The following is a 26,569-nucleotide window of genomic DNA, read 5'->3' as shown; positions in this document are numbered from 1 at the left end:
CTTGTTATAGACAACCGATTATGTGGAGATAGTAATGGACGAGAATAAACAAAAAGCGTTAGCCGCAGCCCTTGGTCAGATTGAAAAGCAGTTTGGTAAAGGCTCTATCATGCGTCTTGGTGACAACCGCACAATGGATGTAGAAACGATTTCTACTGGCTCGCTATCTCTAGATATCGCACTAGGTGCTGGTGGTCTACCAATGGGTCGTATCGTTGAGATCTACGGTCCAGAATCATCAGGTAAAACAACACTAACACTAGAGCTTATTGCAGCAGCTCAGCGTGAAGGTAAAACGTGTGCATTCGTCGATGCGGAGCACGCACTAGACCCTATCTACGCTCAAAAACTGGGTGTTGATATCGATGCACTTCTTGTTTCTCAACCAGATACTGGTGAGCAAGCACTAGAAATCTGTGATGCGCTAGCGCGTTCAGGTGCGATTGACGTTCTTGTTGTCGACTCAGTAGCAGCATTGACACCGAAAGCGGAAATCGAAGGCGAAATGGGCGACAGCCACATGGGTCTTCAAGCACGTATGCTTTCTCAAGCAATGCGTAAGCTAACGGGTAACCTTAAGCAATCTAACTGTATGTGTATATTCATCAACCAAATCCGTATGAAGATCGGTGTGATGTTTGGTAACCCAGAGACGACGACTGGTGGTAACGCACTTAAGTTCTACGCATCTGTTCGTCTTGATATCCGTCGTACTGGCTCTATCAAAGAGGGCGACGAGATTGTTGGTAACGAAACTCGTATCAAGGTTGTTAAGAACAAGATTGCTGCACCATTTAAGCAAGCAGAAACTCAAATTCTATACGGGCAAGGCTTCAACCGTGAAGGTGAGCTGATCGACCTAGGTGTTAAGCACAAGCTAATTGAAAAGGCAGGTGCTTGGTACAGCTATAACGGCGATAAGATTGGTCAAGGTAAAGCGAACGCTGGTAAGTTCCTTCGTGAGAACCCAGAAGCAGCGAAAACTATCGATGCTAAACTTCGTGAAATGCTACTGACTCCAGCTCAGCCTGAAGAGCCAGAGACTGGCGAAATGCCACAAGAAGAGCTGTAATTTACCTGCAGCCTGATATTGAAAGCCTCGCTTATGCGGGGCTTTTTTATGTCCGTTACCCTTAGTTGTTATTTCTCCTCTACATCTTATTAAGTTTTTCTACCCCACTACTAAAAACTCACGGCTACTGCCGGAGAACTCTTGGCTTTGTCTTGCTTAGTTTTGCTTACTGTCGTGCCTTTGTTGACTGTCATATCTTGCTAGGGATTTGTTTCCTTTATTGCATGGTGCTGAGAACAGGAAAACAAAATTCTATATCGTACTTTTCTTCGTGCAGATTTAATCACAATGAAACACCTTAGTTAGATTTGAATGTAAATCTATTTCACTATTTATCAGTAATTTACGTTGATGATTTTGTTGGTCGTTACATTTTTATGCGCTGATGTTTTAGTAAGGTGTGATGTTTTATCCGTCATTACATTTTTCTTTGAGAAAGGTTTGTGGCTCGGTGTTACATCGAGTGATAAATTTTTTCCACGATTTGAGGTTACTGATAGTTAAGTTATTAATTTGTTTTGTGAATAGGTAAGAGAATGTCAAAGATTAAGAAAAAAGACGCAGAGTTGGCGACGCATTTGCTAGAGGAGTATCGAACGATGACGTCGATTGAATCCTTTCAACTGGATGTGTTGCAAAGCCTAGTCAAAGTGCTGTCTGCAAACATTAAATCACTGGACGATAATGACCGTGCCGTCTTACTGAATCTTGCCAAGCAGCACATCGATGTAGAAATGGACTTTTCACAATCTGTTGGCTTTGACGATGCGCTACCAAAGCTGAGCGAATTTAAAACTGCTATTAACCTCACTTAAACAGCACAAAAAAAATAAAACAGATGGCTTTTAGAGTCATCGGCAATCAAAAGGATAAATCATGAATAAAGTTACATTTCTTGGTGAAGAAGTTGTATTGGCAGGTAATTTCCCAAGTAAAGGCGAGCAACTAGTTACACCTGAATTGTGTACTCTGTCGCTTAACCCATTGACAATCTCTGATGTAGACAGCAAGTACAAGCTGATCTACCTATTTCCGAGTATCGATACTCCAGTATGCGCAGCAACGACCAAGAGCCTAGCTGAACTGGCTCAACTAAACCTGAAAGATGTTTCGGTTTACACTGTATCAGCGGATCTGCCATTTGCTCTGGCGCGATACAATGAAGCATCTGAGATTGCGAACGTTGAGCACCTTTCTGTGTTTAAAGATGCGGCTGCGCTAAACGCATTTGGTGTTGAAATTAAAGACCATGCACTGACCGGTCTAGCGTCACGAGCGGTTATCCTATTGGATAGCGAAAACAAAGTGATTCATAGTGAGCTCGTTAGCGAAATCACTGAAGCACCTAACTTCAACTTAGTTGTTGAAGCGATTCAAGGCTAGTTCGTTCTTATTGTTAGGGCGTGTTGACCTTTCGTGGTTAATTTTTGTTCGGATGGGGACGCCTAGTCAAAAGCGTTTTAATCGCGGCGAGGGGGAAGTAGCCTAGTATTCTAAGCAAATCCCCCTCAACAAAGAGTAAAACGCTTTTTGCGGGGGCGCCCAGCTCGAACCCTTCGGGCAGCGTTTGCTGGTCATTTCTACTGCGTTATCGGCTTTTCATGTAGGCTAGCTACACATCAAAGCCTCTGCCTTGTAGAAATACCCAGCAACTCGCTGCAAAAATCAGCTCAAAAAATCAACACGCCCTAACCTCAAGGCTTATGGTCTTGAGGTTTTTTATTATTTAATGGGTTGGTTAATCGACTCTATTTTTATTGTCGAGCTTAAGCATGTCGCTGCGTTATTTTCTGCGCCGTTTGATGGCAATGACTCTCGATTTTGAATAATTCTCACCAAAATTCCATCCTAACGGTTCTTTTGTACAAGAAAACTAGTCGAAGCCTTAACCATGATCTACAATACGGCAAAATTCTAACTCGACTATTTTCAGGAAGAGCTGCATGTACATGAGCACTGATGAGGTTCGCAACGCGTTCCTTAAGTTCTTTGAGAGCAAAGGACACCAAATCGTAGACAGTTCATCGTTAGTTCCACATAACGATCCAACCCTGCTATTCACTAACGCAGGTATGAACCAATTCAAAGATTGTTTCTTAGGCGCCGAAAAGCGTGCCTACACTCGAGCGACTACGGCTCAACGTTGTGTACGTGCTGGCGGTAAACACAATGACCTTGAAAACGTAGGTTTCACGGCTCGTCACCACACATTCTTTGAAATGCTTGGTAACTTCAGCTTTGGTGACTACTTCAAAGAAGACGCGATTGCGTTTGCTTGGGAATTCCTAACAGAAACTCTACAACTGCCAAAAGATCGTCTATTGGTAACGGTATACGAGACAGATGACGAAGCATTCGATATCTGGAACAAGAAAGTAGGTGTACCTGCTGACCGTATCGTTCGCATCGGCGACAAAGAAGGCGGTAAACAGTTCGAGTCTGACAACTTCTGGACAATGGGTGACACAGGTCCTTGTGGTCCATGTACTGAAATTTTCTACGATCACGGTGAGCACATTTGGGGCGGCCGTCCAGGCACTCCTGAAGAAGATGGTGACCGTTTCATCGAGATCTGGAACAACGTATTCATGCAGTTCAACCGTCACGCAGACGGCACAATGGAACCGCTACCTAAGCCTGCTGTTGATACAGGTATGGGTATTGAGCGTATCTCTGCAATCATGCAAGGCGTACACTCAAACTACGAAATCGATGTATTCCAAAAGCTAATCAAAGCAACGGCTGAAACGATCGGTTACGAAGACCTATCAAACCAGTCGCTACGCGTTATTGCTGACCACATCCGTTCTTGTTCATTCCTGATCGCTGACGGCGTTATGCCTTCAAACGAAGGTCGTGGTTACGTTCTACGTCGTATCATCCGTCGTGCAGTTCGTCACGGCAACAAGCTTGGTGCACAAGGCGTATTCTTCCACAAACTTGTGGGTGTACTGGCTGAAGTGATGGGCTCTGCAGCAGATGAGCTGAAGAAGCAACAAGAGCTTGTAGAAAAAGTACTTCGTATCGAAGAGGAAAACTTTGGTCGTACACTAGAGCGCGGCATGGTTATCCTGAACGAAGCACTAGACGCACTTGAAGGCAAAGAGCTAGACGGCGAAACAGTATTCAAACTATACGATACCTACGGCTTCCCAGCTGACTTAACCAATGATGTAGCTCGTGAGCGCGACTTCACAATTGATGAAGAAGGCTTCGAGAAAGCGATGGAAGTTCAGCGTCAGCGTGCTCGCGAAGCGGGCCAATTCGGCACTGACTACAACGCGACGATTAAAGTTGAAACCAACACTGAATTCTGTGGTTACACAGGTACAGAAGGTGCTGGCGAAATCTCTGCACTGTTCGTTGAAGGCGAAGAGGTTGCTTCTCTGTCTGCCGGCGATAAAGCAATCATCATCCTTGAAGAGACACCATTCTACGCGGAATCAGGCGGTCAATGTGGTGATACTGGTACGCTAAAAACTGCGTCTGGTCTGTTCAAAGTTGAAGACACTCAAAAGCTAGGTAACGCATTTGCACATCACGGTGAGCTGGTTGAAGGTGTATTCGCGAAAGGCGATAAAGTAGAAGCAATCGTAGACGCTGAGCGTCGTGCTGCTATCTCTCTGAACCACTCTGCGACTCACTTACTTCACGCTGCCCTGCGCGAAGTTCTTGGTGAGCACGTAGCTCAAAAAGGTTCTTTGGTTAAGCCAGACAACCTACGTTTTGACTTCTCTAACCTTGAAGCGGTAACACCAGCACAACTTAAAGAAGTTGAGCGTCTAGTTAACGCACAAATTCGTAAGAACCATGTGATTGAAACCAACATCATGGACATCGAATCAGCGAAAGCGAAAGGTGCAATGGCACTGTTCGGTGAGAAGTACGATGATGAAGTTCGCGTACTGTCTATGGGTGAGTTTTCTACCGAGCTTTGTGGTGGTATCCACGCTTCAAACACGGGTGACATTGGCCTGTTCAAGATCACTTCTGAAGGTGGTATCGCAGCGGGTATCCGTCGTATCGAAGCGGTAACGGGTGAAGCAGCACTAGATGCTATCGAAGAGCAACAAGCGAAATACGAAGAGAAAATCGCTGAATCTGCTTCTAAGGCGAAAGCTCTAGAGAAAGAGATTCAGAAGCTAAAAGAGAAGATGGCTGCATCTGAAAGTGCAAACATCATGGGTAAAGCACAAGAAATCAACGGCGTGAAAGTTCTGATCGCTGGTATGGAAGGTGCGGATCCTAAGAACCTACGTACTATGGTTGATAACGCTAAGAACCAAATGGGTAGCGGCGTTGTGATGCTGGCTAACATCAACGGTGATAAGATTGGTCTTATCGCTGGTGTAACTAAAGACCTTATCGGCAAAGTAAAAGCGGGTGACCTAGTGAAGATGGTTGCTGAGCAAGTTGGCGGTAAAGGTGGTGGTCGTCCTGACATGGCGCAAGCAGGTGGTACAGATGTATCAGCTCTGCCTGAAGCGATGAAGTCAGTTCAACCATGGCTAGAAGAGCGCCTATAAAACTTATCTCTTGATTCAAAGATGCCCAATCACCCGATTGGGCATCTTTTATTTTGTATCATCGATAATTGTTCAAATTTGTAGATTTCATTGAAATTAGCCAAGAGGCCGAGAGCCTATCCCGACCTCTTGGGTAATTTTTATGACTTCGCTATGACGTGAAGTGTGTTGTTTTGTCATATATAGACATTGGTCTTGGGAAGGTGAGGACGGGTGAAAATGCCTCTTATCGTGCAGAAATTTGGTGGAACGTCAGTGGGCTCTATCGAGAGAATCCACTCAGTTGCAGAGAAAATCATTGAAGCAAAAAACGACGGTAATCAAGTCGTGGTGGTGGTCTCTGCAATGTCAGGAGAAACAAACCGATTAGTTGATTTAGCCAATCAGATAGATTGCGTACCAAACGCGAGGGAATTGGATGTCTTATTGACAGCCGGTGAACAGGTCTCGATGGCTCTATTAGCAATGACGTTACACAAATTGGGCTATGAAGCGACATCGATGACAGGTTATCAAGCCAAGATTCACACCGACTCAAACCACAATAACGCAGCGATCACTCATATCGATACCACTCCGATTGAAGCCTTGCTTGAACAAGGGCAGATCGTGATTGTTGCCGGCTTTCAGGGCGTCAATCATAAAGGTGATATCACAACTCTGGGCCGTGGCGGATCGGACACCAGTGCTGTTGCGCTAGCGGGAGCACTCGATGCCCAAGAGTGTCAGATCTATACTGATGTTGATGGTGTCTACTCTTGTGACCCGAGAGTGGTTAAGGATTCCAAACGCCTACCTCAACTGGATTTCCCTTCGATGGAAGAGATGGCGCGCTGCGGAGCTAAGGTTTTGCACCTGCCGTGCGTTCAATTTGCATGGAAGCATCAAGTGCCACTCCGAGTACTATCAAGCTTTGAGAAGGGTGAGGGCACCTTAATTTCAGGTGAAGAGTGTTTGAATGATATTTCTGGCATTGCCATTCAGAAAGATATGGTGTTGATAGAATGCGCATTAGAAGAGCTGTCGTCTCTCATATCACAAGCGCAACTGCTTGGTATCGAAGTGTGTAGTGTGATCGAGGAAACAGAACGAGCAGCAGTGGTGATTAAACGCGACGCAAGTACGAAATTAAAACTAGTTTTTGCTGAAAAAATCCGTAATAGTGAACAAGTTAGTTTGTTAACTGTAGTAGGTAGTCGAACACAAGATATTGTGGTCAGTTCACATGGATTGTTGTCTGAAGGCGAGGTTGATGTACAGCATCACTTATTGCAGCAGCAGTCTTTAACCCTGGTGGTTTCTCCCGACCAGGTCGATACAGCTGCTAACATACTACACAAAGCATACATTGTAGCGCGTGAAACACAGGGTTATCTTAAAAAAGAAGTGCATTTTGGTTAAATAAACTCATTCGATAGTTTACGAAAATATAACTTTTGGTGGATAATGCTCTCGTAGCTAGATAAATTTAGAGATTACTCAAGGAGCAAAGAATGCTAATTTTGACTCGCCGCGTTGGCGAAACACTGATGATTGGTGATGAAGTAACAGTGACTGTACTGGGCGTTAAAGGTAACCAAGTACGTATTGGTGTTAATGCACCTAAAGAAGTATCTGTTCACCGTGAAGAGATCTACATGCGCATTCAAGCTGAAAAAGGTAATGGTAACGTTGCATCTGGCAACTACTAATACTTTCGCGTAGAAAAAGGGCTAGCACTGTTGCTAGCCTTTTTTGATCTTGGTGTTTTAAACCAAGAATAGGTGATAGCGATAGAGAGTGGCTGAAACATTTGCTGCAATTTCGCTTTCATCGATAAACACTATAACTGCGTCACGAGTTTGTCTTTTTTCTTGCATTCACATGTAGCGAAATTTTTAGGCTCGTAGTATGGTTGCTTATGCACTGACAATGTCATTGTTGAAAATTAGATAACTTAATTCAGCTCGTAATCTTGCTAATCTTTCACCTTAATTTTTAAGGGAAAAAGAGCCTTTTGATACTAATAAGTTCAAATAGCAAGCGCTTTGATTAAATTGCAAACGGTTGAGTGTTTTTATCCATTTTTTTTCAATAAAGTGTTTGACATATTTTCGGTAAAACGTAATATGTGCCTCCGCAAGACGGTGAGGTGGCCGAGAGGCCGAAGGCGCTCCCCTGCTAAGGGAGTATGTGGTTTGTAGCTGCATCGAGGGTTCGAATCCCTCCCTCACCGCCATTTCTTGCGAGTCTAAACATAGCAAGTTAGACAACAATATGTGCGCTCTTAGCTCAGCTGGATAGAGTACCTGGCTACGAACCAGGCGGTCGGAGGTTCGAATCCTCCAGAGCGCGCCACTATTTAGGGTTTCTTAGTGAACTCCTGATATTGGAATGGGGGGGGGGGGGGGGGGGGGGGGGGGGGGGGGGGGGGGGGGGGGGGGGGGCTCAGCTGGATAGAGTACCTGGCTACGAACCAGGCGGTCGGAGGTTCGAATCCTCCAGGACGCGCCACTTATTCTAGGGCTTTCTTTCTTAATAGAATGAGAATCCTGATATTGATTATTATGCCTTTGGCAATTAATATCGGGGGGGGGGGGGGGGGGGGGGGGGGGGGGGGGGGGGGGGGGGGGGGGGGGGGGGGGGGGGGGGGGGGGGGGGGGGGGTGCGTCCTTAGCTCAGCTGGATAGAGTACCTGGCTACGAACCAGGCGGTCGGAGGTTCGAATCCTCCAGAGCGCGCCACTATTTAGGGTTTCCTAGTGAACTCCTGATGTTGGTAATACCGATATCGAAAACTGGGGGGGGGGGGGGGGGGGGGGGGGGGGGGGGGGGGGGGGGGGGGGGGGGGGGGGGGGGGGGGGGGGGGGGGGGGGGGGGGGGGGGGGGGGTACGAACCAGGCGGTCGGAGGTTCGAATCCTCCAGGACGCGCCACTATTTAAGGGTTTCCTAGTGAACTCCTGATATTGGTAATGCTGATATCAAAAACTGGGGGGGGGGGGGGGGGGGGGGGGGGGGGGGGGGGGGGGGGGGGGGGGGGGGGGGGGGGGGGGCCTTAGCTCAGCTGGATAGAGTACCTGGCTACGAACCAGGCGGTCGGAGGTTCGAATCCTCCAGAGCGCGCCACTATTTAGGGTTTCCTAGTGAACTCCTGATGTTGGTATCGGGGGGGGGGGGGGGGGGGGGGGGGGGGGGGGGGGGGGGGGGGGGGGGGGGGGGGGGGGGGGGGGGGGGGGGGGGTACGAACCAGGCGGTCGGAGGTTCGAATCCTCCAGGACGCGCCACTATTTAAAGGCTCCTCTCTTATGAGTATGGAATCCTAGTATTGACTTTAGTTGATACAGGGGGGGGGGGGGGGGGGGGGGGGGGGGGGGGGGGGGGGGGGGGGGGGGGGGGGGGGGGGGGGGGGCCTTAGCTCAGCTGGATAGAGTACCTGGCTACGAACCAGGCGGTCGGAGGTTCGAATCCTCCAGAGCGCGCCACTATTCAAAGAAAGCCTCGTTTATACGAGGTTTTTTTTCGTCTCAAGCTTTTATTGTTAATTAAATGTTAATATTTGATTTTCTCTAACTTGTTGTATTTATTGTAGTTAGTTATATCTAACTACTTATTCCACCTTGCTCATATCATTTCCAGAAAAACTCCTAATTAAGTCGCAGTTTATTCACCTAAAAATCATTAATTTGTCAGATTTATGTGATCTGTATGGCGAATAATTAACCTGATCTGTGTGTTATCCGTAACACAGCCTTAAACAAAATTGACAAACTTTTACCAATCGAGATAATCCATGGGTCGGGATCATTATTCGCTGAAATCCTGCACACATGTCAGGATGACAAAGAAAGGAAGCAACATGACTAATATAGGAAGCCTGCTAGGAGATGCGGCAACCCTAATGGTGACAGGTATGTCTGTCGTCTTTATCTTCTTAACTATTCTCGTTTATCTCGTTCGGTTAATGTCGAAACTGGTACCAGAAGAAGTACCCGAGCCGATCGCTGCACCAAAAACAATTCAAAAATCACAATCAACCCCTTCTGCTGTTAGTCCACAGGTTGTGGCAGCAATATCGTCCGCGGTTCACCAATACCGTGTATCGACTGCTAAGTAGCAATTAAAAAGGATTAAAAGGAGTTAATGAGCATGTCTAAACCACTAGCTATCACAGACGTGGTACTTCGTGACGCCCATCAGTCACTATTTGCTACAAGAATGCGTATCGAGGATATGCTGCCAATCGCAGCTGAACTGGATAAAGTTGGATACTGGTCACTTGAAACATGGGGCGGGGCAACCTTCGATTCATGTATTCGTTTCTTGGGCGAAGACCCATGGGAGCGTCTGCGTGAGCTGAAAAAAGCGATGCCAAACACCCCAATGCAAATGCTACTTCGTGGTCAAAACCTTTTAGGCTACCGTCATTATGCAGACGACGTGGTAGAGAAATTTGTAGAGCGTGCACACAAGAACGGGATGGATGTATTCCGTATTTTTGATGCAATGAATGACGTACGTAACTTTGAGAAAGCGGTAAAAGCAACGGTTGATGTTGGCGCACACGCTCAAGGTACGCTGTCGTACACCACAAGCCCAGTGCACAACGCAGATACTTGGGTTGATCTTGCTAAGCGATTAGAAGATCTAGGCTGTCACTCGCTTTGTATCAAAGATATGTCAGGCCTACTCAAGCCTTATGAAGCAGAAGAACTGATCACACGTATTAAAGCATCGTGTGATGTTCCTCTAGCACTACACAGCCACGCGACAACGGGTCTATCAACGGCAACAGCTGTGAAAGCGGTTGAAGCGGGTATCGATATTCTAGATACCGCTATCTCTTCAATGAGCTGTACGTACGGCCACACACCAACAGAAACGGTTGTTGCTATGCTGGAAGGCACTGAGCGTGCAACTGGCCTTAAGCTTGACCAAATTGAACCGATCGCTGCTTACTTCCGCGAAGTTCGTAAGAAGTACGCGAAGTGGGAAGGCCAATTGAAGGGTGTCGACTCACGTATCTTGATTGCTCAAGTACCAGGCGGTATGTTGACGAACATGGAAGGTCAGCTGAAAGAGCAAGGCGCTGCGGATCGCATGGATGAAGTTCTGGAAGAAATCCCACGCGTACGTAAAGAGCTGGGTTACATTCCTTTGGTTACACCAACTTCTCAAATCGTCGGAACGCAAGCGGTAATCAACGTTCTAACGGGTGAACGCTACAAGAGCATCACGAAAGAAACAGCGGGTCTTTTGAAAGGCGAATACGGTCAAGCGCCTGCTGAGCTGGATGCTGAACTGCAAGCGAAAGTACTAGACGGTGCTGAGCCAATTACATGTCGTCCTGCTGATCTGCTTAAGTCAGAAATGGATGATCTAACTACTGATTTGTTAGAAAAAGCGAAAGCAGAAGGTATTTCTCTGGCTGAAGATACGGTCGATGATGTGCTGACTTACGCGCTTTTCCCACAAGTTGGTCTTAAGTTCCTGAAGAATCGTCACAACCCTGAAGCCTTCGAGCCTGCACCAGGTACTGAAGTTGAAGCTCCAGCAGCTCCTGCGCCGGCCGCGGGTGGCATTGAAAGCTACAGCGTGAAAGTAGATGGTCAAGTATACGATGTTGAAGTCGGCCCTCAAGGTCAACTGACATCAGTATCACCTGCAGCACAACCTGCTCAGCAAAGTGCACCAGCAGCAGCCCCTGTGGCATCAAACGCGGAATCTGTACCAGCACCACTGGCTGGCAACATCTTTAAAGTCAACGTACAGCCGGGTGCTCAAGTAGCAGAAGGTGACGTTCTACTGATCCTAGAAGCGATGAAGATGGAGACAGAAGTTCGTGCAGCGCGTGGTGGTATCGTGCAAGAGCTAAATGTTAAAGAAGGCGATGCAGTTACTGTAGGCGCTCCACTACTAAGCTTGGCGTAAGGGAGTACCATGGAAGGATTGATGACCTTATGGTCTGAAACGGGTATTGCTAACTTTGAGTTTGGCCAGATCTGCATGATGTTGGTTGGCTGCTTACTGTTGTTCTTGGCAATTCGTAAAGGATTTGAACCCCTACTACTGCTACCGATTGGTTTCGGTGCAGTATTGGCAAACATTCCTAATGCTGGCTTTACTGAGCCGGGTGGTCTGCTGTACTACGTTTACTACATCGGGATTGAAACGGGCATCTTCCCGCTTCTGATCTTTATGGGCGTTGGTGCTATGACTGACTTCGGTGCCTTGATCGCTAACCCGAAAACATTGTGGCTTGGCGCGGCAGCGCAGTTTGGTATCTTTGCAACGCTATTCGGTGCGATCTTGTTGAACTACGTACCTGGTATGGAGTTCTCGATGGCGGATGCTTCGTCTATCGCGATCATTGGTGGTGCAGATGGCCCAACGGCAATCTTCTTAGCCAGCCAGTTGTCTCCGGATCTATTGGGTGCGATTGCGGTTGCAGCATACAGCTATATGGCGCTTGTACCAATTATCCAGCCGCCAATCATGAAGGCACTGACATCTCCAGAAGAGCGTAAGATTCAGATGGCTCAGCTGCGTCACGTGAGTAAGGGTGAGAAGATCCTTTTCCCGCTTGCCGTGCTGCTGATGACGATTCTGTTCTTACCATCGGCAACACCGCTAGTAGGTATGTTCTGTCTAGGTAACCTGATGCGTGAAGCCGGTGTGGTCGATCGTCTATCGAAGACAGCTCAAAACGAGTTGATCAACGTTGTGACTATCTTCCTTGGCCTAGGTGTCGGCTCTAAGCTACAAGCAGATACCTTCTTGAACCTAGAGACACTTGGTATTCTTGGCCTAGGTGCTGTTGCGTTCAGTATCGGTACTGCGGGTGGTGTGTTAATGGCGAAGCTATTGAACAAGCTATCTAAAGAAGATATCAACCCTCTTATTGGCGCGGCGGGTGTCTCTGCTGTACCAATGGCGGCACGTGTAGTGAACAAGGTTGGCCTAGAGGCTAACCCACAAAACTTCCTACTAATGCATGCTATGGGTCCAAACGTTGCGGGCGTACTGGGAAGTGCGGTAGCGGCAGGTATCTTGTTGGCTCTAGTGGGTTAAGCAGGTTACATCTTGCCAAACGGTTGAGTTAATTGGTGGTTAATTTTCAAACCAGTGGTTAACTTAGCCTAACAAAATGGTTTATAGTCGAAGGGATGCTTGTGCATCCCTTTCTTTTATTCGTTAGGTTTTAACTAATTAGGGACGTGTTGAAATGGAAAATAAACAGATAGCGATTACCGAGTTTGGCGGGGTAGATAACCTTGTGCTTCAGACCAGTGCGATACCAGAACCTCAAGAGGGTGAGGTAGTGGTTAAGGTTGCGTTTTCTGGCGTTAACCCAATTGATGTTAAAACCCGTGCGGGATTAGGTTGGGCTGCTGCACAGAACAAAGATAATCTTCCTTGGGTTCCTGGCTACGACATTTCGGGTCAAGTGATTGCTTGTGGTGAGTCGGCAGAGCGCTTCTCTGTTGGTGCTAATGTCGCTGGATTTATTGGGTTTCCGCTTCAAGGTGGCGGCTATAGCCAATATGTTGCGGTACCAGAGAGTGCTTTGAGTGCTGTACCTGACGCAGTGACTCTAGAAGCTGCAGCAGCACTACCATTGGCTAGCCAAACGGCTGCACAGGCGCTAAACAAAGCAGAAGTGAAAGAGGGCGACCGCGTTCTTATATTGGCTGGTGCAGGTGGTGTTGGTCACCTAGCGGTGCAGATTGCCGTCGCTGCAAAAGCCGAAGTTTACACCACATGTAGCGAAGCGAACCTTGACTACCTTGCCACACTTGGCGCTCATGCTATCAACTATCAGTTTGCTCCTGCGTCTGAGCGAGTGTCTGACGTTGATGTTCTGATTGACCTTGTTGGTGGCGACACGGCGCTTGATGCACTTAAGTGTCTCAAAGACGGCGCTCGAGTGGTCACAGTACCAACGCTATCGGCAGAGCTAATCTGTGAAAAGGCTCAGCTGTTAGGCTTTACGGCAAGCGGCATGTTGGTTGAGCCACAACCTGAGCAGATGGATACCATGCTATACATGGTGAGTGTTGGTCTCTTAAAGACAGAAGTGCAACGTATCTTCCCTATAGAGGAAGCACAAGCGGCGCACTTACAGGTTGAAACTGGTCATACACGAGGCAAAGTTCTACTGGATATGAAGTGCTAGAATCATTTAATTCACTGTTTGAAGCCATAGCGCTGTGGTTCTCTGATTCCGCGCTATGGGTACTGTTCATTAGTGGCTTTCTCAGTGCCACATTGTTACCCGGAGGTTCAGAAGCCAGCCTTATTGCTGCTTTGAGCCTCAACCAATTCTCAACGTTCTCGATTATTTTGGTCTCAACTGTAGGTAACACCCTAGGTGGACTAACCAACTATTGGATTGGTTTATGGTTGCCTAATCGAACTCAATCCGAGAAGCATGGTCATAAAGCTATATCTTGGTTGCGTCGCTATGGTTATTGGACCCTATTATTCAGCTGGTTGCCCGTGATCGGTGACCCATTATGTCTGGCTGCGGGTTGGCTTCGAATGAAGTTCTTACCAAGTTTGATATTGATTGCGATCGGCAAAGCACTGCGATACAGCTTATTGGCTGGCATCTATTTCGGTTTTTTCTAAGGAGAACCTATGAAGAAGGTTTTACTGGGTACATTTTCTCTTATTGCCCTTGCAGGGTGTTCTCATCAAGTACCTAGCTCAACTTCCCTGTTTTCTTCCCTGCCAGAAGGCATCACGCTTGTTGATGAGGTGAAACCTTCTAGCGATAAAGTTGTGATTCCATACACCAAGTATCAATTGGAGAATGGTTTAACTGTCATCCTTTCACCGGATGATTCTGATCCCTTGGTACATGTTGACGTGACTTACCATGTCGGCTCTGCGCGAGAAGAGATAGGTAAATCCGGTTTCGCCCATTTCTTTGAACATATGATGTTTCAGGGCTCTGAGAACGTAGGTGACCAAGAGCACTTTAAGATCATCACGGAAGCGGGTGGTACCTTAAACGGCACCACCAATCGAGACCGAACCAACTACTTTGAAACCGTGCCATCAAACCAACTAGAGAAAATGCTGTGGTTGGAATCTGATCGTATGGGATTCTTGCTGGATGCGGTTTCTCAACGAAAATTTGAGATTCAGCGAGATACGGTGAAAAACGAGCGCGCTCAAACCTACGAAAACCGTCCTTATGGCTTAATGTGGGAACGCATGGGAGAAGCTCTCTACCCTGAAGGCCACCCATATTCGTGGCAACCAATTGGTTATGTTGAAGATCTTGACCGCGTTGATGTTAATGATCTTAAAGCCTTCTTCCTTCGTTGGTACGGTCCAAACAATGCGGTACTGACTATCGGTGGTGACATTGACGTAGAAGACACACTTGAATGGGTGAATAAGTACTTTGGCCCGATCCCTAAAGGTCCAGAAGTTGAGAAAGCTGAGAAGCAACCAGCAGTCTTAACGGAAGACAAATACATTACGCTTGAAGACAACATTCGCCAGCCAATGGTTTTAGTCGGTTGGCCAACGACTTATCGTGGTGAAGAAACACAAGCGACATTGAATGCCTTGTCTAATGTTCTTGGTAAAGGGACCAACAGCTACTTGTATCAAAACCTAGTCAAGACTCAGAAAGCGGTCAGCGCGGGTTCGTTCCATGATTGTGGCGAGCTCGCATGTACTCTTTATGTTTATGCGATGGGCGACTCGGGTAAGAAGGGCGACCTGACTGTATTGAACCAAGCACTACTGGATACGCTAGATAAGTTCTCTAAAGAGGGCGTGACTCAAGAACGTCTTGACCAAATTACGGGTATGGCAGAAGCCAATGCGGTGTTTGCGCTGCAAAGCGTTCGCGGCAAGGTTTCGCAACTCGCTTCGAATGAAACCTTCTACGGGCAGCCAGATCGTATTGAGTCACAACTAGAACAAATTCGAGCTGTGACCCCTGAGAGTGTAACTCAAGCTTATAAAGACTTTGTCCAAGATAAGCACAAAGTGACGTTAAGCGTTGTTCCTCGCCGTCAGCTTGATTTAGCCGTGCGTGAAGCGACATTTGTGACGCCACCTCGCACGCTACCTGAATATACCAAGGTAACTGAAGACCAGTTGGAGTTTAGAAAGGCACCTAATACCTTTGATCGCAGTGTGATGCCAGAGGTCACTTTTGGTGTTACCGCTACTATGCCTGAGTTGTATCGCGTCCACTACGCCAATGGTGGTGAGCTGATTGGTACTGTGACGACAGAAACACCAACGGTACAACTTCAATTCCAGCTGCCAGCCGGTGAGCGTTACGTTGCAAAAGGTCAGGAAGGTTTAGCGAACCTAACCGCAGCTATGATGGAAGAGGGTTCAATGCAGCGCTCAGTTGAAGAGTTGCAAGCGACACTCGATAAGCTGGGCAGCAGTGTCAGTATCAGTGCGGGCAGTTATACCACCGATATTTCAGTGTCATCGCTTGAGAAAAATCTAGCGCAGACACTGGCGATTGTAGAAGAGGTGCTGTTCTCTCCTAAGTTCGATGAACAAGACTTCGAACGAGTGAAAAGACAGATGCTAGAGGGAGTAGTGTATCAACATCAACAACCGAGCTGGATGGCATCCCAGGCCACACGCGAAGTGTTGTTTGGCGATAGCCTGTTTGCCCGTTCAAGTGATGGTACTGAAGAGTCTCTGAAGTCATTAACACTGGATGATGTAAAACAGTTTTACAATCAGCACTATACTCCTGAAGGGGCGAATATTGTTATTGTAGGCGACATCTCGAAAAGAGAGGCTGAAAAGCAGCTAAACTTCTTTAAAGAGTGGCAAGGCGATGCGGCTCCACTGACGCGTCCGCAGGTCATTACGCCGTTGGAAAGCCAACATCTGTATTTGGTCGACAAGCCAAATGCACCACAAAGCATTGTTCGTTTGGTGCGTAAAGGTCTACCTTTTGACGCGACTGGAGAGCAGTATTTAGCTCAATTAGCGAACTTCAACCTTGCAGGTAACTTCAATAGCCGAGTGAATCAGAACCTACGTGAAGACAAAGGCTATACCTACGGGGCAAGCGGCTACTTCGCAAGTAATCGTGAAACAGGGGCGGTGGTATTTAGTGCTCAAGTTCGTGCTAATGCGACAGTTGCCTCTATTCAAGAGTTCGTTAATGAGCTCAATGAGTTTAGCCAGAGTGGATTAACTGATGAAGAGGTGAAATTTATGCGCCTCGCAGTCGGTCAACAAGATGCACTCAAATACGAAACACCAAGCCAGAAAGCGGGACTGTTAAGTAACATCGTGACCTTAGGTCTTGATGAAGACTACCTTAAGCAGCGCAACGAGATAGTCGACAACGTCTCTAAAGAGCAGCTTAATGAGCTCGCTAAACGCTGGTTTGATCCGAATGATTATCAAATTATTGTCGTGGGTGATGCAGCTTCACTGCGTCCACAACTAGAAAAGTTAGATATTCCCATAGAAGAGCTTGAAATCATTCGTTAGAGTACACATTAATGGGGGAGAAAAGAGAGAAGCTGTTTTTCTCTCCCAACCAATTATGATAGTTCTAATCAGAACGATATAAGATAAGTGAACTGAATTTTGACTGATTTTGCTGCGCGACTGAAGCAAGTTGCAACCAACCCAAAGACCTTTTCTCAGTTTGGTCGTGGTGTTGAGAGGGAAACGCTCCGCTACAAGGAAGATGGTCGTCTAGCGACTGGTCCTCACCCTGAAGCTTTAGGTTCTGCGTTAACCAACGAGTGGGTAACGACGGACTTTTCTGAATCGTTACTCGAATTCATTACGCCGGTCTCGAATGACGTTCCGACATTGCTGAACCAGTTATCAGACATTCACCATTTTACTCAAACCAAGTTAAATGGCGAAAAGCTATGGCCACTATCTATGCCTTGTTACGTAGGTAGCGAGGATGACATCCAGTTGGCTCAATATGGCACGTCGAACACGGGTAAGATGAAGACTCTATACCGTGAGGGTCTAAAGCGCCGTTACGGTAGCCTGATGCAGATCATTTCAGGGGTTCACTTTAATTTCTCGTTCCCAGAAAGCTTCTGGGATAGCTTGTTTGGTGAGCAAACTGAACAAGAGCGTAGCGATGCTAAATCGGATGCGTACTTCGGTTTGATTCGTAACTACTACCGTTTTGGTTGGTTGATCCCATACTTCTTTGGTGCGTCACCAGCTCTATGCTCTTCATTCATCAAAGGCCGCGAAACCAAACTACCGTTTGAACAGCTAGGTGGCACTTTGTACCTGCCAAAAGCAACGGCACTGCGCCTAAGCGACCTTGGCTACACTAACAGCGCGCAAAGTGTGCTTAAGATTGGTTTCAATAGCCTGGACCAATACCTTGAAGGGCTGAACAAAGCGATTCGCACACCATCACAAGAGTTTGCTGAAATCGGCATTAAGGTTGACGATGAATACCGTCAACTGAACAGCAACGTTCTGCAGATTGAAAATGAACTGTACGCACCAATTCGCCCTAAACGTGTGGCGAAAAGTGGTGAGAAACCGTCTGAAGCGCTAGCGCGCGGCGGTGTTGAGTACATTGAGGTTCGTTCATTAGATGTTAACCCGTTCAGCTCAATCGGTATCACTGAGCAGCAGGTTCGCTTCCTAGACCTATTCCTAACTTGGAGTGTTCTATCTGAGTCTGCTGAGATGGATAACTGTGAACTTGAGTGCTGGCGTGACAACTGGAACAAGGTGATCCTTGAAGGTCGCCAAGTGGGTCTTGAGCTGCAAATCGGTTGCCACGGCGAGAAACTGTCGCTGCAAGATTGGGCGAAGCGCGTCTTTAAAGACCTTCGAGTGATTGCAGAATTGATGGATGCTGAGCAAGGTGGCCGTGCTTACCAAGAGACATGCGACACCCTAGAAGCTTGGATTGATAATCCAGAACTGACGATTTCTGGTCAACTGCTAGAAGAGACTAAGAAGCACGGCGGTTTAGGCAAGGTTGGCTGTGAGCTAGGTAAAGAGTACGCTCAGAAGCACCGCGATCACCAATACCAAGTCTACTCAGCAGAGCTGATGGAATCTGAGGTTGCTCGTTCAGTGATGGCGCAGAAACAGGTCGAAGAGGCGAGTACTCAAGACTTTGATAGCTTCTTAGCTGATTACTTCTCGTATCTTAAAGCATAGCGAGTTTGTGGTGGAAAGGATTCAAGCCGTATCAAGTAACAAGCGTCGTCAGCTGCTATCTTGGGTCACTATGGGTGTTGCCGTTGGCCTCTTAGCAGGTTGTGCAACCCCTCCGCCTAAGAAGCAAGACAACCTGTGTAGTATCTTTCGCGAGAACCCGTCTTGGTATGACGATGCTGTCGATATGCAAGAAGAGTGGGGCACGCCAATTAATGTGGCAATGGCGTTTGTGAAACAAGAGAGTAGCTTTCGTCACGATGCCCGCCCACCGAAAGATTACCTGCTAGGCTTTATCCCATGGGGGCATGTCAGCAGCGCTTATGGTTATGCTCAGGCGCAAGACCCTGCTTGGCAAGACTTTCAGAAAGCGACAGGGCATGGTGGCTCTCGAACTAATTTTGATGACTCACTAATGTTCATCGGCTGGTACACCAATGAAACGCGTCGTCAATTAGGGCTCTCTCTTTGGGACCCATACAATCAGTATTTGGCTTATCACGAAGGTCGTGGTGGCTACAAACGTAAAACCTATAACAGTAAGCCGTCATTAATTAAGGTGGCGCGCAAAGTTGAGAAGCAAGCGAAAGATTATGGTTGGCAACTGAAACAGTGCCGCCAAGAACTGGAAGACAACCGGAGTTGGTTTTTCTAAACCGACCGTCATGGAGAATAAGAATGCCTTTATTAGATAGTTTTACTGTGGATCACACACGCATGAATGCACCTGCAGTACGTGTGGCAAAAACGATGCAGACTCCTAAGGGAGATACGATCACAGTATTCGATTTACGTTTTACTGCACCCAATAAAGATATCCTGTCAGAGAAAGGAATTCACACTCTTGAGCACCTTTACGCTGGCTTTATGCGTGCACACCTAAATGGCGAGCAAGTTGAAATCATCGATATCTCACCAATGGGTTGTCGTACGGGTTTCTACATGAGCCTGATTGGTACACCTTCAGAGCAGCAAGTCGCTGATGCTTGGTTAGCAGCAATGGCTGACGTGTTGAAAGTTGAGAGTCAAAACAAGATTCCTGAGCTGAATGAATACCAGTGTGGCACAGCAGCGATGCACTCTCTAGAAGAAGCAAAAGAGATTGCTAAGGCTATTCTAGATGCTGGTATCTCAGTGAATAAGAATGATGAGCTGGCACTACCAGAATCTATGCTTAAAGAGCTGAAGGTAGACTAAGTTCATTTTATCGTTCGTGAATTAAAAAAGCCCTGTTCTGAACTGACCCCGTAAGGGTAAAGTTGAACAGGGCTTTTTGTTTGTCTGCTATTTTGTGTCTGTCGAAGTGACACTATGTATTAAAGCTGGTGGTCTCTTGCATTATTTGAGGGAAAACACGAACCAGCTTAATCCGGTTCTCTTCTAGCTCTACAATCTCCATTGGGTGACGCGCAACTTGAACACTTAGGTGACTTTCTGGAATGTCTTCTAGGTGCTCTAGGATCAAACCGTTGAGAGTTCTTGGACCATCGGTAGGCAAGCTCCATTGAAGCCCTTTGTTGATGTCTCGAATATTAGCGCTGCCTTCAATCAGGAAGCTACCGTCGCTTTGCGGTGTTATCTCTTCCGATAGGCTCGGTGCAATCGAGGTTGTAAACTCACCAACAATCTCTTCCAAGATATCTTCTAGTGTTACAAGGCCATTGATATCGCCATACTCATCAACAATCAAACCGATACGTTGCTTATTACGTTGGAACTTTAGAAGCTGAATATTGAGTGGTGTTGCTTCAGGAATAAAGTACACCTCATCAGCTGCGCGCAGCAGTGTCTCTTTGTTGAATTCATTTTTTTCTAGCATCAAGCGGTACGCTTCACGCAATCTCAACATACCCACTACTTCATCGATTTGATCGCGGTACAGCACGATGCGGCCATGAGGAGAGTGGGTCAGTTGTCGAACGATCGACTTCCAGTCATCATTGATGTCGATGCCCGTGATCTCGTTGCGTGGCACCATGATGTCATTCACCGTGACGTGCTCTAAATCGAGAATAGACACCAACATATCTTGGTGGCGCTGTGGAATCAGAGTACCTGCTTCATTCACGACCGTTCTTAATTCTTCAGAGCTGAGGTGGTCTGTCGCATCGTGATCTGCTTTTACGCCGATGATGCGGATAAAACCGTTAGTGATGAAGTTAACCAGCATGACAAGCGGCGAAAGCACCTTCATCAGTATCGTTAATACAATACTGCTGGCGTAGGAGACGCGCTCAGGGTAAAGAGAGGCGATGGTCTTAGGGGTTACTTCAGCAAACACAAGAACCACTAGGGTTAAGGCACCGGTTGCGATTGCCACACCAAGGTCGCCATAAATACGCATACCTAAGATAGTTGCTATGGCTGAAGCGAGAATATTAACGAGGTTGTTGCCGATAAGGATAAGACCGATAAGGCGGTCAGGTCGGCTTAAGAGTTTTTCTACACGACGCGCACCCTTATGACCCGATTGGGATAGGTGTTTCAAACGGTAGCGGTTCAAGGACATCATGCCCGTTTCAGAACCAGAGAAATAACCAGAAATTACAATGAGACACGCGAGTAGCGCAAATAAGATACCCGTAGATATGTCGTCCAAAACTATTACTTTCCTAAATTTGTATCTTGATTAATTTATGACCGATGCAGGTCGAGATGTCAACTGAATGTAAAGTATGCCATACATTAAAGGCAAGGTGGGTACCTTGCCTTTATATATCGAACTATTAATTCAGGATGATTTCTTGAACAAAGCGACTACCGAAGTAGGCCAGTGTTAGTAAGGTTGCACCCGCTAGTGCAAACCAAGTTACCTTCTGGCCGCGCCAACCTTTTTTGTAATGACCCCAAAGCAATATTGAATAGATCACCCAAGCGATAAAAGAGAGCACCGCTTTGTGTGCTTTTCCTTGAGCGAACATGTCTTGAACAAAAATAAAGCCAGTAAGAAGCGTACCCGTAAGCAGACCGTTGCCGATAAGAATAATCTTGAACAGCTGTCTTTCAACCATCATGAGTGGTGGTAGGTTCGGGTTGATGACCAGTGCCTTTTTCTTCTTAAGCTTGTAATCGAGCCACGCCAGTTGCATAGCATACAGAGCACCGATGGTCAGAGTTGCGTACGAGAACAGTGCCAATGAAATATGCATGAGCAGTTTAGGGTCGTTCTCTAGGTGCTTAATAAAGGTGCTTGGGAGAAACGCAGCGGCCAACAGGTTTAGAGCCGCAAAGCTGTACACGACAGGGAGAATAAACCAGAGGCGGTTTTTAAGCATTGCTCCACTCATTACCAACGAGATAATAAAGCTGATCAATGAGGCAACATTGAGAATACTGAGGTTTTGACCGCCGGCGTTAAAGATTAAGTCGCCCAGCAACCACGCATGAAAAGCGATAGCAAGAAACGCGCTCACCAGTACCGTTTTGGCACGGATTCCTGTTTGGTGTACAAGACCTGGGATGATCGTGGATATAGCCATTGTGTATAGAAAGGCTGCTGCGATCGCAATTAGACTGTCCATGGTATCCATTTAAATGATTACTAATTCGCGAATTATACCCTGCATCGCCCTTTTGGGCTATGGTGAACCTCACTCATTTATTAGTGAACAGCGCCCTATATCACACACCGCTATTATTAACCGCTGACAACGGGTGTGACTCTATTCCACGCTAATGTATACTCTCGGTAATAGTCGCAGGATTGAGCGAAGAGAAAACTATGTTTGATAATTTAACGGATCGTCTATCCAAAACGCTGAAGAATATCAGCGGTAAAGGTCGTCTGACCGAAGACAACATCAAGGATACGCTACGTGAAGTACGTATGGCGCTACTGGAAGCCGACGTTGCACTGCCGGTTGTCCGTGATTTCGTAAAGCGCGTTAAAGAAGGCGCGGTAGGTGTTGAGGTTTCTAAATCTCTAACTCCTGGCCAAGAATTTATTAAGATCGTTCAGGCTGAGCTTGAAGCGGTAATGGGTGAGTCGAATGAGGCTCTTAACCTAGCTGCTCAGCCGCCAGCAGTGATCTTGATGGCTGGTCTACAAGGTGCGGGTAAAACCACATCGGTAGGTAAGCTATCTAAGCTCCTAACTGAGCGTGATAAAAAGAAAGTACTGGTTGTTTCTGCCGACGTTTATCGCCCAGCGGCGATCAAACAGCTTGAAACATTAGCTGCAGATGTAGGTGTGGATTTCTTCCCGTCTTCTGCAGATCAAAAGCCTATCGACATTGCGAATGCCGCAATTGACCACGCGAAGAAGAAATTCTACGACGTGCTACTTGTCGATACTGCGGGTCGTTTAGCCATCGATGAAGAGATGATGGGCGAGATCCAAGAGCTTCACACTGCGATTAACCCAGTTGAGACGCTGTTTGTTGTCGATGCAATGACAGGTCAAGATGCGGCGAATACAGCGAAAGCCTTTGGTGATGCACTACCGCTAACTGGTGTAATCCTAACTAAGGTTGATGGTGATGCACGTGGTGGTGCGGCGCTTTCTGTACGTCATATCACAGGTAAGCCAATCAAGTTCTTGGGTGTGGGCGAGAAAACCGACGCGCTAGAACCATTCCACCCAGATCGTGTTGCTTCTCGTATCCTAGGTATGGGTGACGTTCTTTCTCTTATCGAAGATCTACAGAAGAACGTAGACCAAGATAAAGCAGAGAAGCTGGCTAAGAAGTTCAAAGAGAAGAAAGGTTTCGACCTTGAAGACTTCCGCGAGCAGCTAGGTCAAATGCAAAACATGGGCGGCATGATGGGCATGATGGATAAGCTTCCAGGCATGTCTCAGCTACCAGACAACGTAAAAGATAAAGTTGATGACAAGATGTTCAAGCAAATGGAAGCGATCATCAACTCTATGACCATGAAAGAGCGTCAGCGCCCTGAGCTTATTAAAGGCTCACGCAAGAAACGTATTGCGGCAGGTTCTGGTACTCAGGTACAAGATGTTAACCGTCTGCTTAAGCAGTTCACCCAGATGCAGAAGATGATGAAGAAAATGCAGAAAGGTGGCATGAAAGGCATGATGCGTAACATGCAAGGTATGATGGGTGGCATGGGCGGTGGCGGCATGGGTGGCGGTTTTAACCCATTCGGCCGTTAAGTCCTTCTTCCTATTAAGTTTGAGCTATCACCACCTAAGTTTGCGTAGTCAGTGAAATGCTCGCTGCGTTACTTTTCAGAGTGTTAGCTCTGTCACAGAAAGTGTACAGAGACTCTGTTGGCGAAAAAATAGCTAAACCCCTTGCATTGCCTCGGAATAAGAGTAAAATTCCGGGGCTTTAATTTGGCACGAGACCCCAAGTTATTTATTGATAAGTAGCTTCTGGGGTTAATTTATTTATTAAGAAAGCAAAGAGGACGACATGGTAACCATTCGTTTGGCACGTCACGGCGCTAAGAAGCGTCCATTCTATCAAATCGTAGTAGCGGACAGCCGCAATGCAGCAACTGGCCGTTTCATCGAGAAAGTAGGTTTCTTTAACCCTACTGCTCAAGGTCAAGAAGAAGGTCTACGTCTAGACCTAGATCGCGTTAACCACTGGGTTGGTCAAGGCGCATCTCTATCTGACCGCGTAGCTAAGCTAGTTAAAGACGCTCAAAAAGCGGCTTAATTTTACTTTAAAGTAGAAGACATAGCTTATGTCGATGAAGGATAAAGAAACGATGAGCAAGCAAGACGAAAAAATTGTTATGGGCAAGTTTGGTGCTACCTATGGCATTCGCGGCTGGCTGAAAGTTTTTTCCTACACAGACAATGCTGAAAGCATATTCGATTACACCCCTTGGTACATTAACCAAAAGGGTAAGTGGGTTGAGTTCAATGTTGAAAGCTGGAAGCGCCATAACAAAGGTATGGTGTGTAAGCTTGAAGGGCTTGAGGTTCGTGAAGAAGCTCATACTCTGACTAACTTTGAAATCGCTGTAGACCCGGCATCACTACCTGAATTGTCAGAAGATGAATTCTACTGGCGTGAATTGTTTGGTATGCAAGTTGTTACCACTAAGGGCTATTCCCTTGGTGAGGTCACTGACCTATTAGAAACTGGCTCAAACGATGTTCTAGTGGTGAAAGCAAATCTTAAAGATGCTTTTGGCCAAAAGGAACGGTTAATCCCGTACCTTGAAGAGCAAGTGATCAAAAAAGTTGATCGCGAAGCTCAACGGATCGAAGTTGACTGGGATCCTGGATTCTAATTCCAAAATTACAGAGCGAGAGAACACATGTGGGTTGGCGTAATTAGCCTTTTTCCTGAAATGTTCCGTTCTGTTACTGATTTTGGAGTAACAGGTCAAGCGGTTAAAAAAGGTCTTTTATCGATTGAGACATGGAATCCTCGCGATTTCACTCACGATAAACATCGCACTGTTGATGACAGACCTTACGGTGGTGGTCCTGGCATGTTAATGATGGTTCAGCCTTTGCGCGACGCTATTCATACTGCCAAGCAAGTATCACCGGGGAAGACGAAAGTTATCTACCTTTCACCTCAAGGTCGCAAGCTCGACCAGAAAGGTGTTGAAGAGCTGGCAACAAATGAGAATTTACTTCTTATCTGTGGCCGCTATGAAGGGGTAGATGAGCGCATCATTCAATCAGAAGTCGACGAAGAATGGTCGATTGGTGATTTTGTGATGACGGGTGGCGAACTGCCAGCCATGACGTTAATTGACTCGGTCTCACGGTTTATTCCGGGAGTCCTAGGCGATTTCGCGTCAGCAGAAGAGGATTCTTTTGCAAATGGTTTGCTAGATTGCCCTCACTATACGCGCCCTGAGGTGCTAGACGACAAAGAAGTGCCTTCGGTACTCAAGTCTGGAAACCATAAGGACATTCGTCGCTGGCGATTAAAGCAATCGCTAGGCCGTACTTGGCTAAGAAGACCAGAACTCCTGGAAAACCTAGCTCTGACTGACGAACAGGAACAATTACTGGCTGAATTCATTAAAGAGCAACGCTCTTAACGAAAAGCAAGCAGTAACCTATTAAATTTAGTATCAGTTTATTCTAGGAATTTATACAAATGAGCAACATCATTAAAGCTCTTGAAGAAGAGCAACTAAAATCAGACCTTCCTAAATTCGCACCAGGTGACACTGTTGTAGTTCAGGTTAAGGTAAAAGAAGGTGACCGTGAGCGTCTACAGGCTTTCGAAGGCGTTGTAATCGCTATTCGTAACCGTGGTCTTCACTCTGCATTCACAGTTCGTAAGATCTCGAACGGTGAAGGTGTTGAGCGTACGTTCCAAACTCACTCTCCAATGGTTGATAGCATTGAAGTTAAACGCCGCGGTGCAGTACGTCGTGCCAAGCTGTACTACCTACGTGAGCGTTCTGGTAAGTCTGCTCGTATTAAAGAGAAGCTTGCTAAGAAGTAATTCTTTTTGCATTCTATCGATAAAAGCGGAGCCATTTGGCTCCGCTTTTTTGTGCGCGTTATTTAGAGTTTCGAAAGCAAGAGATCCCCAACTCGCTCGTTCCTCACTCTTGGGGATGACGGATAGGTTTGAGGTATGGAGTTAGTGTAGAAAACTAAAGGAGATCGCCGCGGGCAACAGTGGCCGTCATCCTGACAGCGACATCAGAAATCTAGTTTTTCAATGACGATTGGAGAACAAGCCTGCGTATAACTGTCATTCCCCTAGACTGACGAAGGAAGGAGTAGGGAATCTCTTTCAGCAAGTACTAATTCACCAGCAATAAAAAAGGATTGACGCAAAACGCCAACCCTTAACAATTAATCTGATGTGACCCCATTAAAGTAGACACTTAATACGGAGTATTAAGTGTCATGAAAGTAAAATCACAAAGACAATATACA

General features: G+C 46.7%; 25 protein-coding genes and 3 tRNA genes. 24 read left to right on the top strand and 4 right to left on the bottom strand.

The window, feature by feature from the left end:
- Window positions 1-34 precede the first annotated feature (34 nt).
- From recA to VFDL14_RS17975, 10 genes are all read left to right on the top strand, one after another.
- Window positions 35-1,072 carry a recombinase RecA gene (recA, locus tag VFDL14_RS17935; RefSeq protein WP_032549782.1) on the top strand — a complete coding sequence of 346 codons (1,038 nt, stop codon included), beginning with the start codon at window positions 35-37 and terminating at the stop codon, window positions 1,070-1,072.
- Window positions 1,073-1,608: 536 nt separating this feature from the next.
- Window positions 1,609-1,887 carry a hypothetical protein gene (locus VFDL14_RS17940; RefSeq protein WP_032549781.1) on the top strand — a complete coding sequence of 93 codons (279 nt, stop codon included), beginning with the start codon at window positions 1,609-1,611 and terminating at the stop codon, window positions 1,885-1,887.
- A 61-nt stretch (window positions 1,888-1,948) separates the two neighbouring features.
- Window positions 1,949-2,455 (top strand): thiol peroxidase, encoded by a 507-nt coding sequence (tpx, locus tag VFDL14_RS17945; RefSeq protein WP_032549780.1) that lies wholly within the window; start codon window positions 1,949-1,951, stop codon window positions 2,453-2,455.
- A gap of 560 nt (window positions 2,456-3,015) precedes the next feature.
- The gene (gene alaS / locus VFDL14_RS17950; RefSeq protein ID WP_032549779.1) at window positions 3,016-5,598 is read left to right on the top strand and encodes an alanine--tRNA ligase; all 2,583 of its coding nucleotides are present in this window, start codon (window positions 3,016-3,018) and stop codon (window positions 5,596-5,598) included.
- A 219-nt stretch (window positions 5,599-5,817) separates the two neighbouring features.
- On the top strand, window positions 5,818-6,999 hold the full coding sequence (locus VFDL14_RS17955; protein WP_084181818.1) for an aspartate kinase: 1,182 nt from the start codon (window positions 5,818-5,820) through the stop codon (window positions 6,997-6,999).
- Window positions 7,000-7,091: 92 nt separating this feature from the next.
- Complete coding sequence (gene csrA, locus VFDL14_RS17960) at window positions 7,092-7,289, top strand: carbon storage regulator CsrA (protein ID WP_004415691.1); 198 nt, start codon at window positions 7,092-7,094, stop codon at window positions 7,287-7,289.
- Between the two features lie 434 nt (window positions 7,290-7,723).
- A tRNA-Ser gene (locus VFDL14_RS17965) sits at window positions 7,724-7,816 on the top strand.
- Window positions 7,817-7,858: 42 nt separating this feature from the next.
- A tRNA-Arg gene (locus VFDL14_RS17970) sits at window positions 7,859-7,935 on the top strand.
- Between the two features lie 209 nt (window positions 7,936-8,144).
- The gene (locus VFDL14_RS25020) at window positions 8,145-8,267 is read left to right on the top strand and encodes a hypothetical protein (protein WP_268844466.1); all 123 of its coding nucleotides are present in this window, start codon (window positions 8,145-8,147) and stop codon (window positions 8,265-8,267) included.
- Window positions 8,245-8,321, top strand: a tRNA-Arg gene (locus VFDL14_RS17975). The genes VFDL14_RS25020 and VFDL14_RS17975 overlap by 23 nt, the downstream gene beginning before the upstream one ends.
- 14 nt (window positions 8,322-8,335) lie before the next feature.
- Here VFDL14_RS17975 and VFDL14_RS25015 read toward each other — a convergent pair.
- Together VFDL14_RS25015 and VFDL14_RS25010 are read right to left on the bottom strand one after the other, a co-directional pair.
- Window positions 8,336-8,512 (bottom strand): hypothetical protein, encoded by a 177-nt coding sequence (locus VFDL14_RS25015; protein WP_160168785.1) that lies wholly within the window; start codon window positions 8,510-8,512, stop codon window positions 8,336-8,338.
- A 191-nt stretch (window positions 8,513-8,703) separates the two neighbouring features.
- Window positions 8,704-8,862 carry a hypothetical protein gene (locus VFDL14_RS25010; protein WP_167332340.1) on the bottom strand — a complete coding sequence of 53 codons (159 nt, stop codon included), beginning with the start codon at window positions 8,860-8,862 and terminating at the stop codon, window positions 8,704-8,706.
- A gap of 571 nt (window positions 8,863-9,433) precedes the next feature.
- Between VFDL14_RS25010 and VFDL14_RS17995 the strand changes: the two genes are divergently transcribed.
- The 9 genes from VFDL14_RS17995 (at window position 9,434) to luxS (ending at window position 19,935) form a co-directional block, all read left to right on the top strand.
- Window positions 9,434-9,691: an oxaloacetate decarboxylase subunit gamma gene (locus VFDL14_RS17995; RefSeq protein WP_032549775.1), complete on the top strand. Its 258-nt coding sequence runs from the start codon at window positions 9,434-9,436 to the stop codon at window positions 9,689-9,691.
- Between the two features lie 32 nt (window positions 9,692-9,723).
- Window positions 9,724-11,505, top strand: coding sequence for a sodium-extruding oxaloacetate decarboxylase subunit alpha (gene oadA / locus VFDL14_RS18000; protein ID WP_032549774.1), 1,782 nt, complete (start codon window positions 9,724-9,726; stop codon window positions 11,503-11,505).
- 9 nt (window positions 11,506-11,514) lie between these two features.
- On the top strand, window positions 11,515-12,645 hold the full coding sequence (locus VFDL14_RS18005; protein ID WP_032549773.1) for a sodium ion-translocating decarboxylase subunit beta: 1,131 nt from the start codon (window positions 11,515-11,517) through the stop codon (window positions 12,643-12,645).
- A 154-nt stretch (window positions 12,646-12,799) separates the two neighbouring features.
- The gene (locus tag VFDL14_RS18010) at window positions 12,800-13,750 is read left to right on the top strand and encodes an NADP-dependent oxidoreductase (protein WP_032549772.1); all 951 of its coding nucleotides are present in this window, start codon (window positions 12,800-12,802) and stop codon (window positions 13,748-13,750) included.
- Window positions 13,744-14,205 carry a YqaA family protein gene (locus VFDL14_RS18015; RefSeq protein WP_032549771.1) on the top strand — a complete coding sequence of 154 codons (462 nt, stop codon included), beginning with the start codon at window positions 13,744-13,746 and terminating at the stop codon, window positions 14,203-14,205. Before VFDL14_RS18010 ends, VFDL14_RS18015 begins: the two co-directional genes overlap by 7 nt.
- Before the next feature lie 9 nt (window positions 14,206-14,214).
- Window positions 14,215-17,073 carry a M16 family metallopeptidase gene (locus VFDL14_RS18020; protein ID WP_032549770.1) on the top strand — a complete coding sequence of 953 codons (2,859 nt, stop codon included), beginning with the start codon at window positions 14,215-14,217 and terminating at the stop codon, window positions 17,071-17,073.
- Between the two features lie 99 nt (window positions 17,074-17,172).
- A complete protein-coding gene (gene gshA / locus VFDL14_RS18025; RefSeq protein ID WP_032549769.1) occupies window positions 17,173-18,741 on the top strand; it encodes a glutamate--cysteine ligase in 1,569 nt (522 codons plus the stop codon).
- Window positions 18,742-18,811: 70 nt separating this feature from the next.
- On the top strand, window positions 18,812-19,393 hold the full coding sequence (locus tag VFDL14_RS18030) for a hypothetical protein (protein ID WP_152549208.1): 582 nt from the start codon (window positions 18,812-18,814) through the stop codon (window positions 19,391-19,393).
- Window positions 19,394-19,416: 23 nt separating this feature from the next.
- On the top strand, window positions 19,417-19,935 hold the full coding sequence (luxS, locus tag VFDL14_RS18035; protein WP_032549766.1) for an S-ribosylhomocysteine lyase: 519 nt from the start codon (window positions 19,417-19,419) through the stop codon (window positions 19,933-19,935).
- Window positions 19,936-20,047: 112 nt separating this feature from the next.
- On the opposite strand, the gene VFDL14_RS18040 is transcribed toward luxS, so the two are convergent.
- Both VFDL14_RS18040 and VFDL14_RS18045 read right to left on the bottom strand, forming a co-directional pair.
- Window positions 20,048-21,337: an HlyC/CorC family transporter gene (locus VFDL14_RS18040; RefSeq protein WP_032549765.1), complete on the bottom strand. Its 1,290-nt coding sequence runs from the start codon at window positions 21,335-21,337 to the stop codon at window positions 20,048-20,050.
- A gap of 127 nt (window positions 21,338-21,464) precedes the next feature.
- Window positions 21,465-22,259 carry a cytochrome C assembly family protein gene (locus VFDL14_RS18045; RefSeq protein ID WP_032549763.1) on the bottom strand — a complete coding sequence of 265 codons (795 nt, stop codon included), beginning with the start codon at window positions 22,257-22,259 and terminating at the stop codon, window positions 21,465-21,467.
- A gap of 200 nt (window positions 22,260-22,459) precedes the next feature.
- On the opposite strand from VFDL14_RS18045, the gene ffh reads away from it, so the two are divergent.
- The 5 genes from ffh to rplS all read left to right on the top strand — a co-directional run bounded on the left by ffh (window position 22,460) and on the right by rplS (window position 26,126).
- A complete protein-coding gene (gene ffh, locus VFDL14_RS18050) occupies window positions 22,460-23,851 on the top strand; it encodes a signal recognition particle protein (protein WP_032549761.1) in 1,392 nt (463 codons plus the stop codon).
- 262 nt (window positions 23,852-24,113) lie between these two features.
- A complete protein-coding gene (gene rpsP / locus VFDL14_RS18055) occupies window positions 24,114-24,362 on the top strand; it encodes a 30S ribosomal protein S16 (protein WP_004410028.1) in 249 nt (82 codons plus the stop codon).
- 28 nt (window positions 24,363-24,390) lie between these two features.
- The gene (rimM, locus tag VFDL14_RS18060) at window positions 24,391-24,945 is read left to right on the top strand and encodes a ribosome maturation factor RimM (RefSeq protein ID WP_032549760.1); all 555 of its coding nucleotides are present in this window, start codon (window positions 24,391-24,393) and stop codon (window positions 24,943-24,945) included.
- A gap of 27 nt (window positions 24,946-24,972) precedes the next feature.
- The gene (gene trmD / locus VFDL14_RS18065; protein WP_032549759.1) at window positions 24,973-25,713 is read left to right on the top strand and encodes a tRNA (guanosine(37)-N1)-methyltransferase TrmD; all 741 of its coding nucleotides are present in this window, start codon (window positions 24,973-24,975) and stop codon (window positions 25,711-25,713) included.
- 59 nt (window positions 25,714-25,772) lie between these two features.
- Window positions 25,773-26,126 carry a 50S ribosomal protein L19 gene (gene rplS, locus VFDL14_RS18070; RefSeq protein WP_032549758.1) on the top strand — a complete coding sequence of 118 codons (354 nt, stop codon included), beginning with the start codon at window positions 25,773-25,775 and terminating at the stop codon, window positions 26,124-26,126.
- The last annotated feature ends 443 nt before the right edge of the window (window positions 26,127-26,569 follow it).

Source organism: Vibrio fortis (assembly GCF_000695685.1).
In the GTDB taxonomy this organism is placed as follows: domain Bacteria; phylum Pseudomonadota; class Gammaproteobacteria; order Enterobacterales; family Vibrionaceae; genus Vibrio; species Vibrio fortis_A.
This window is presented reverse-complemented; position numbering and strand designations above follow the sequence as displayed.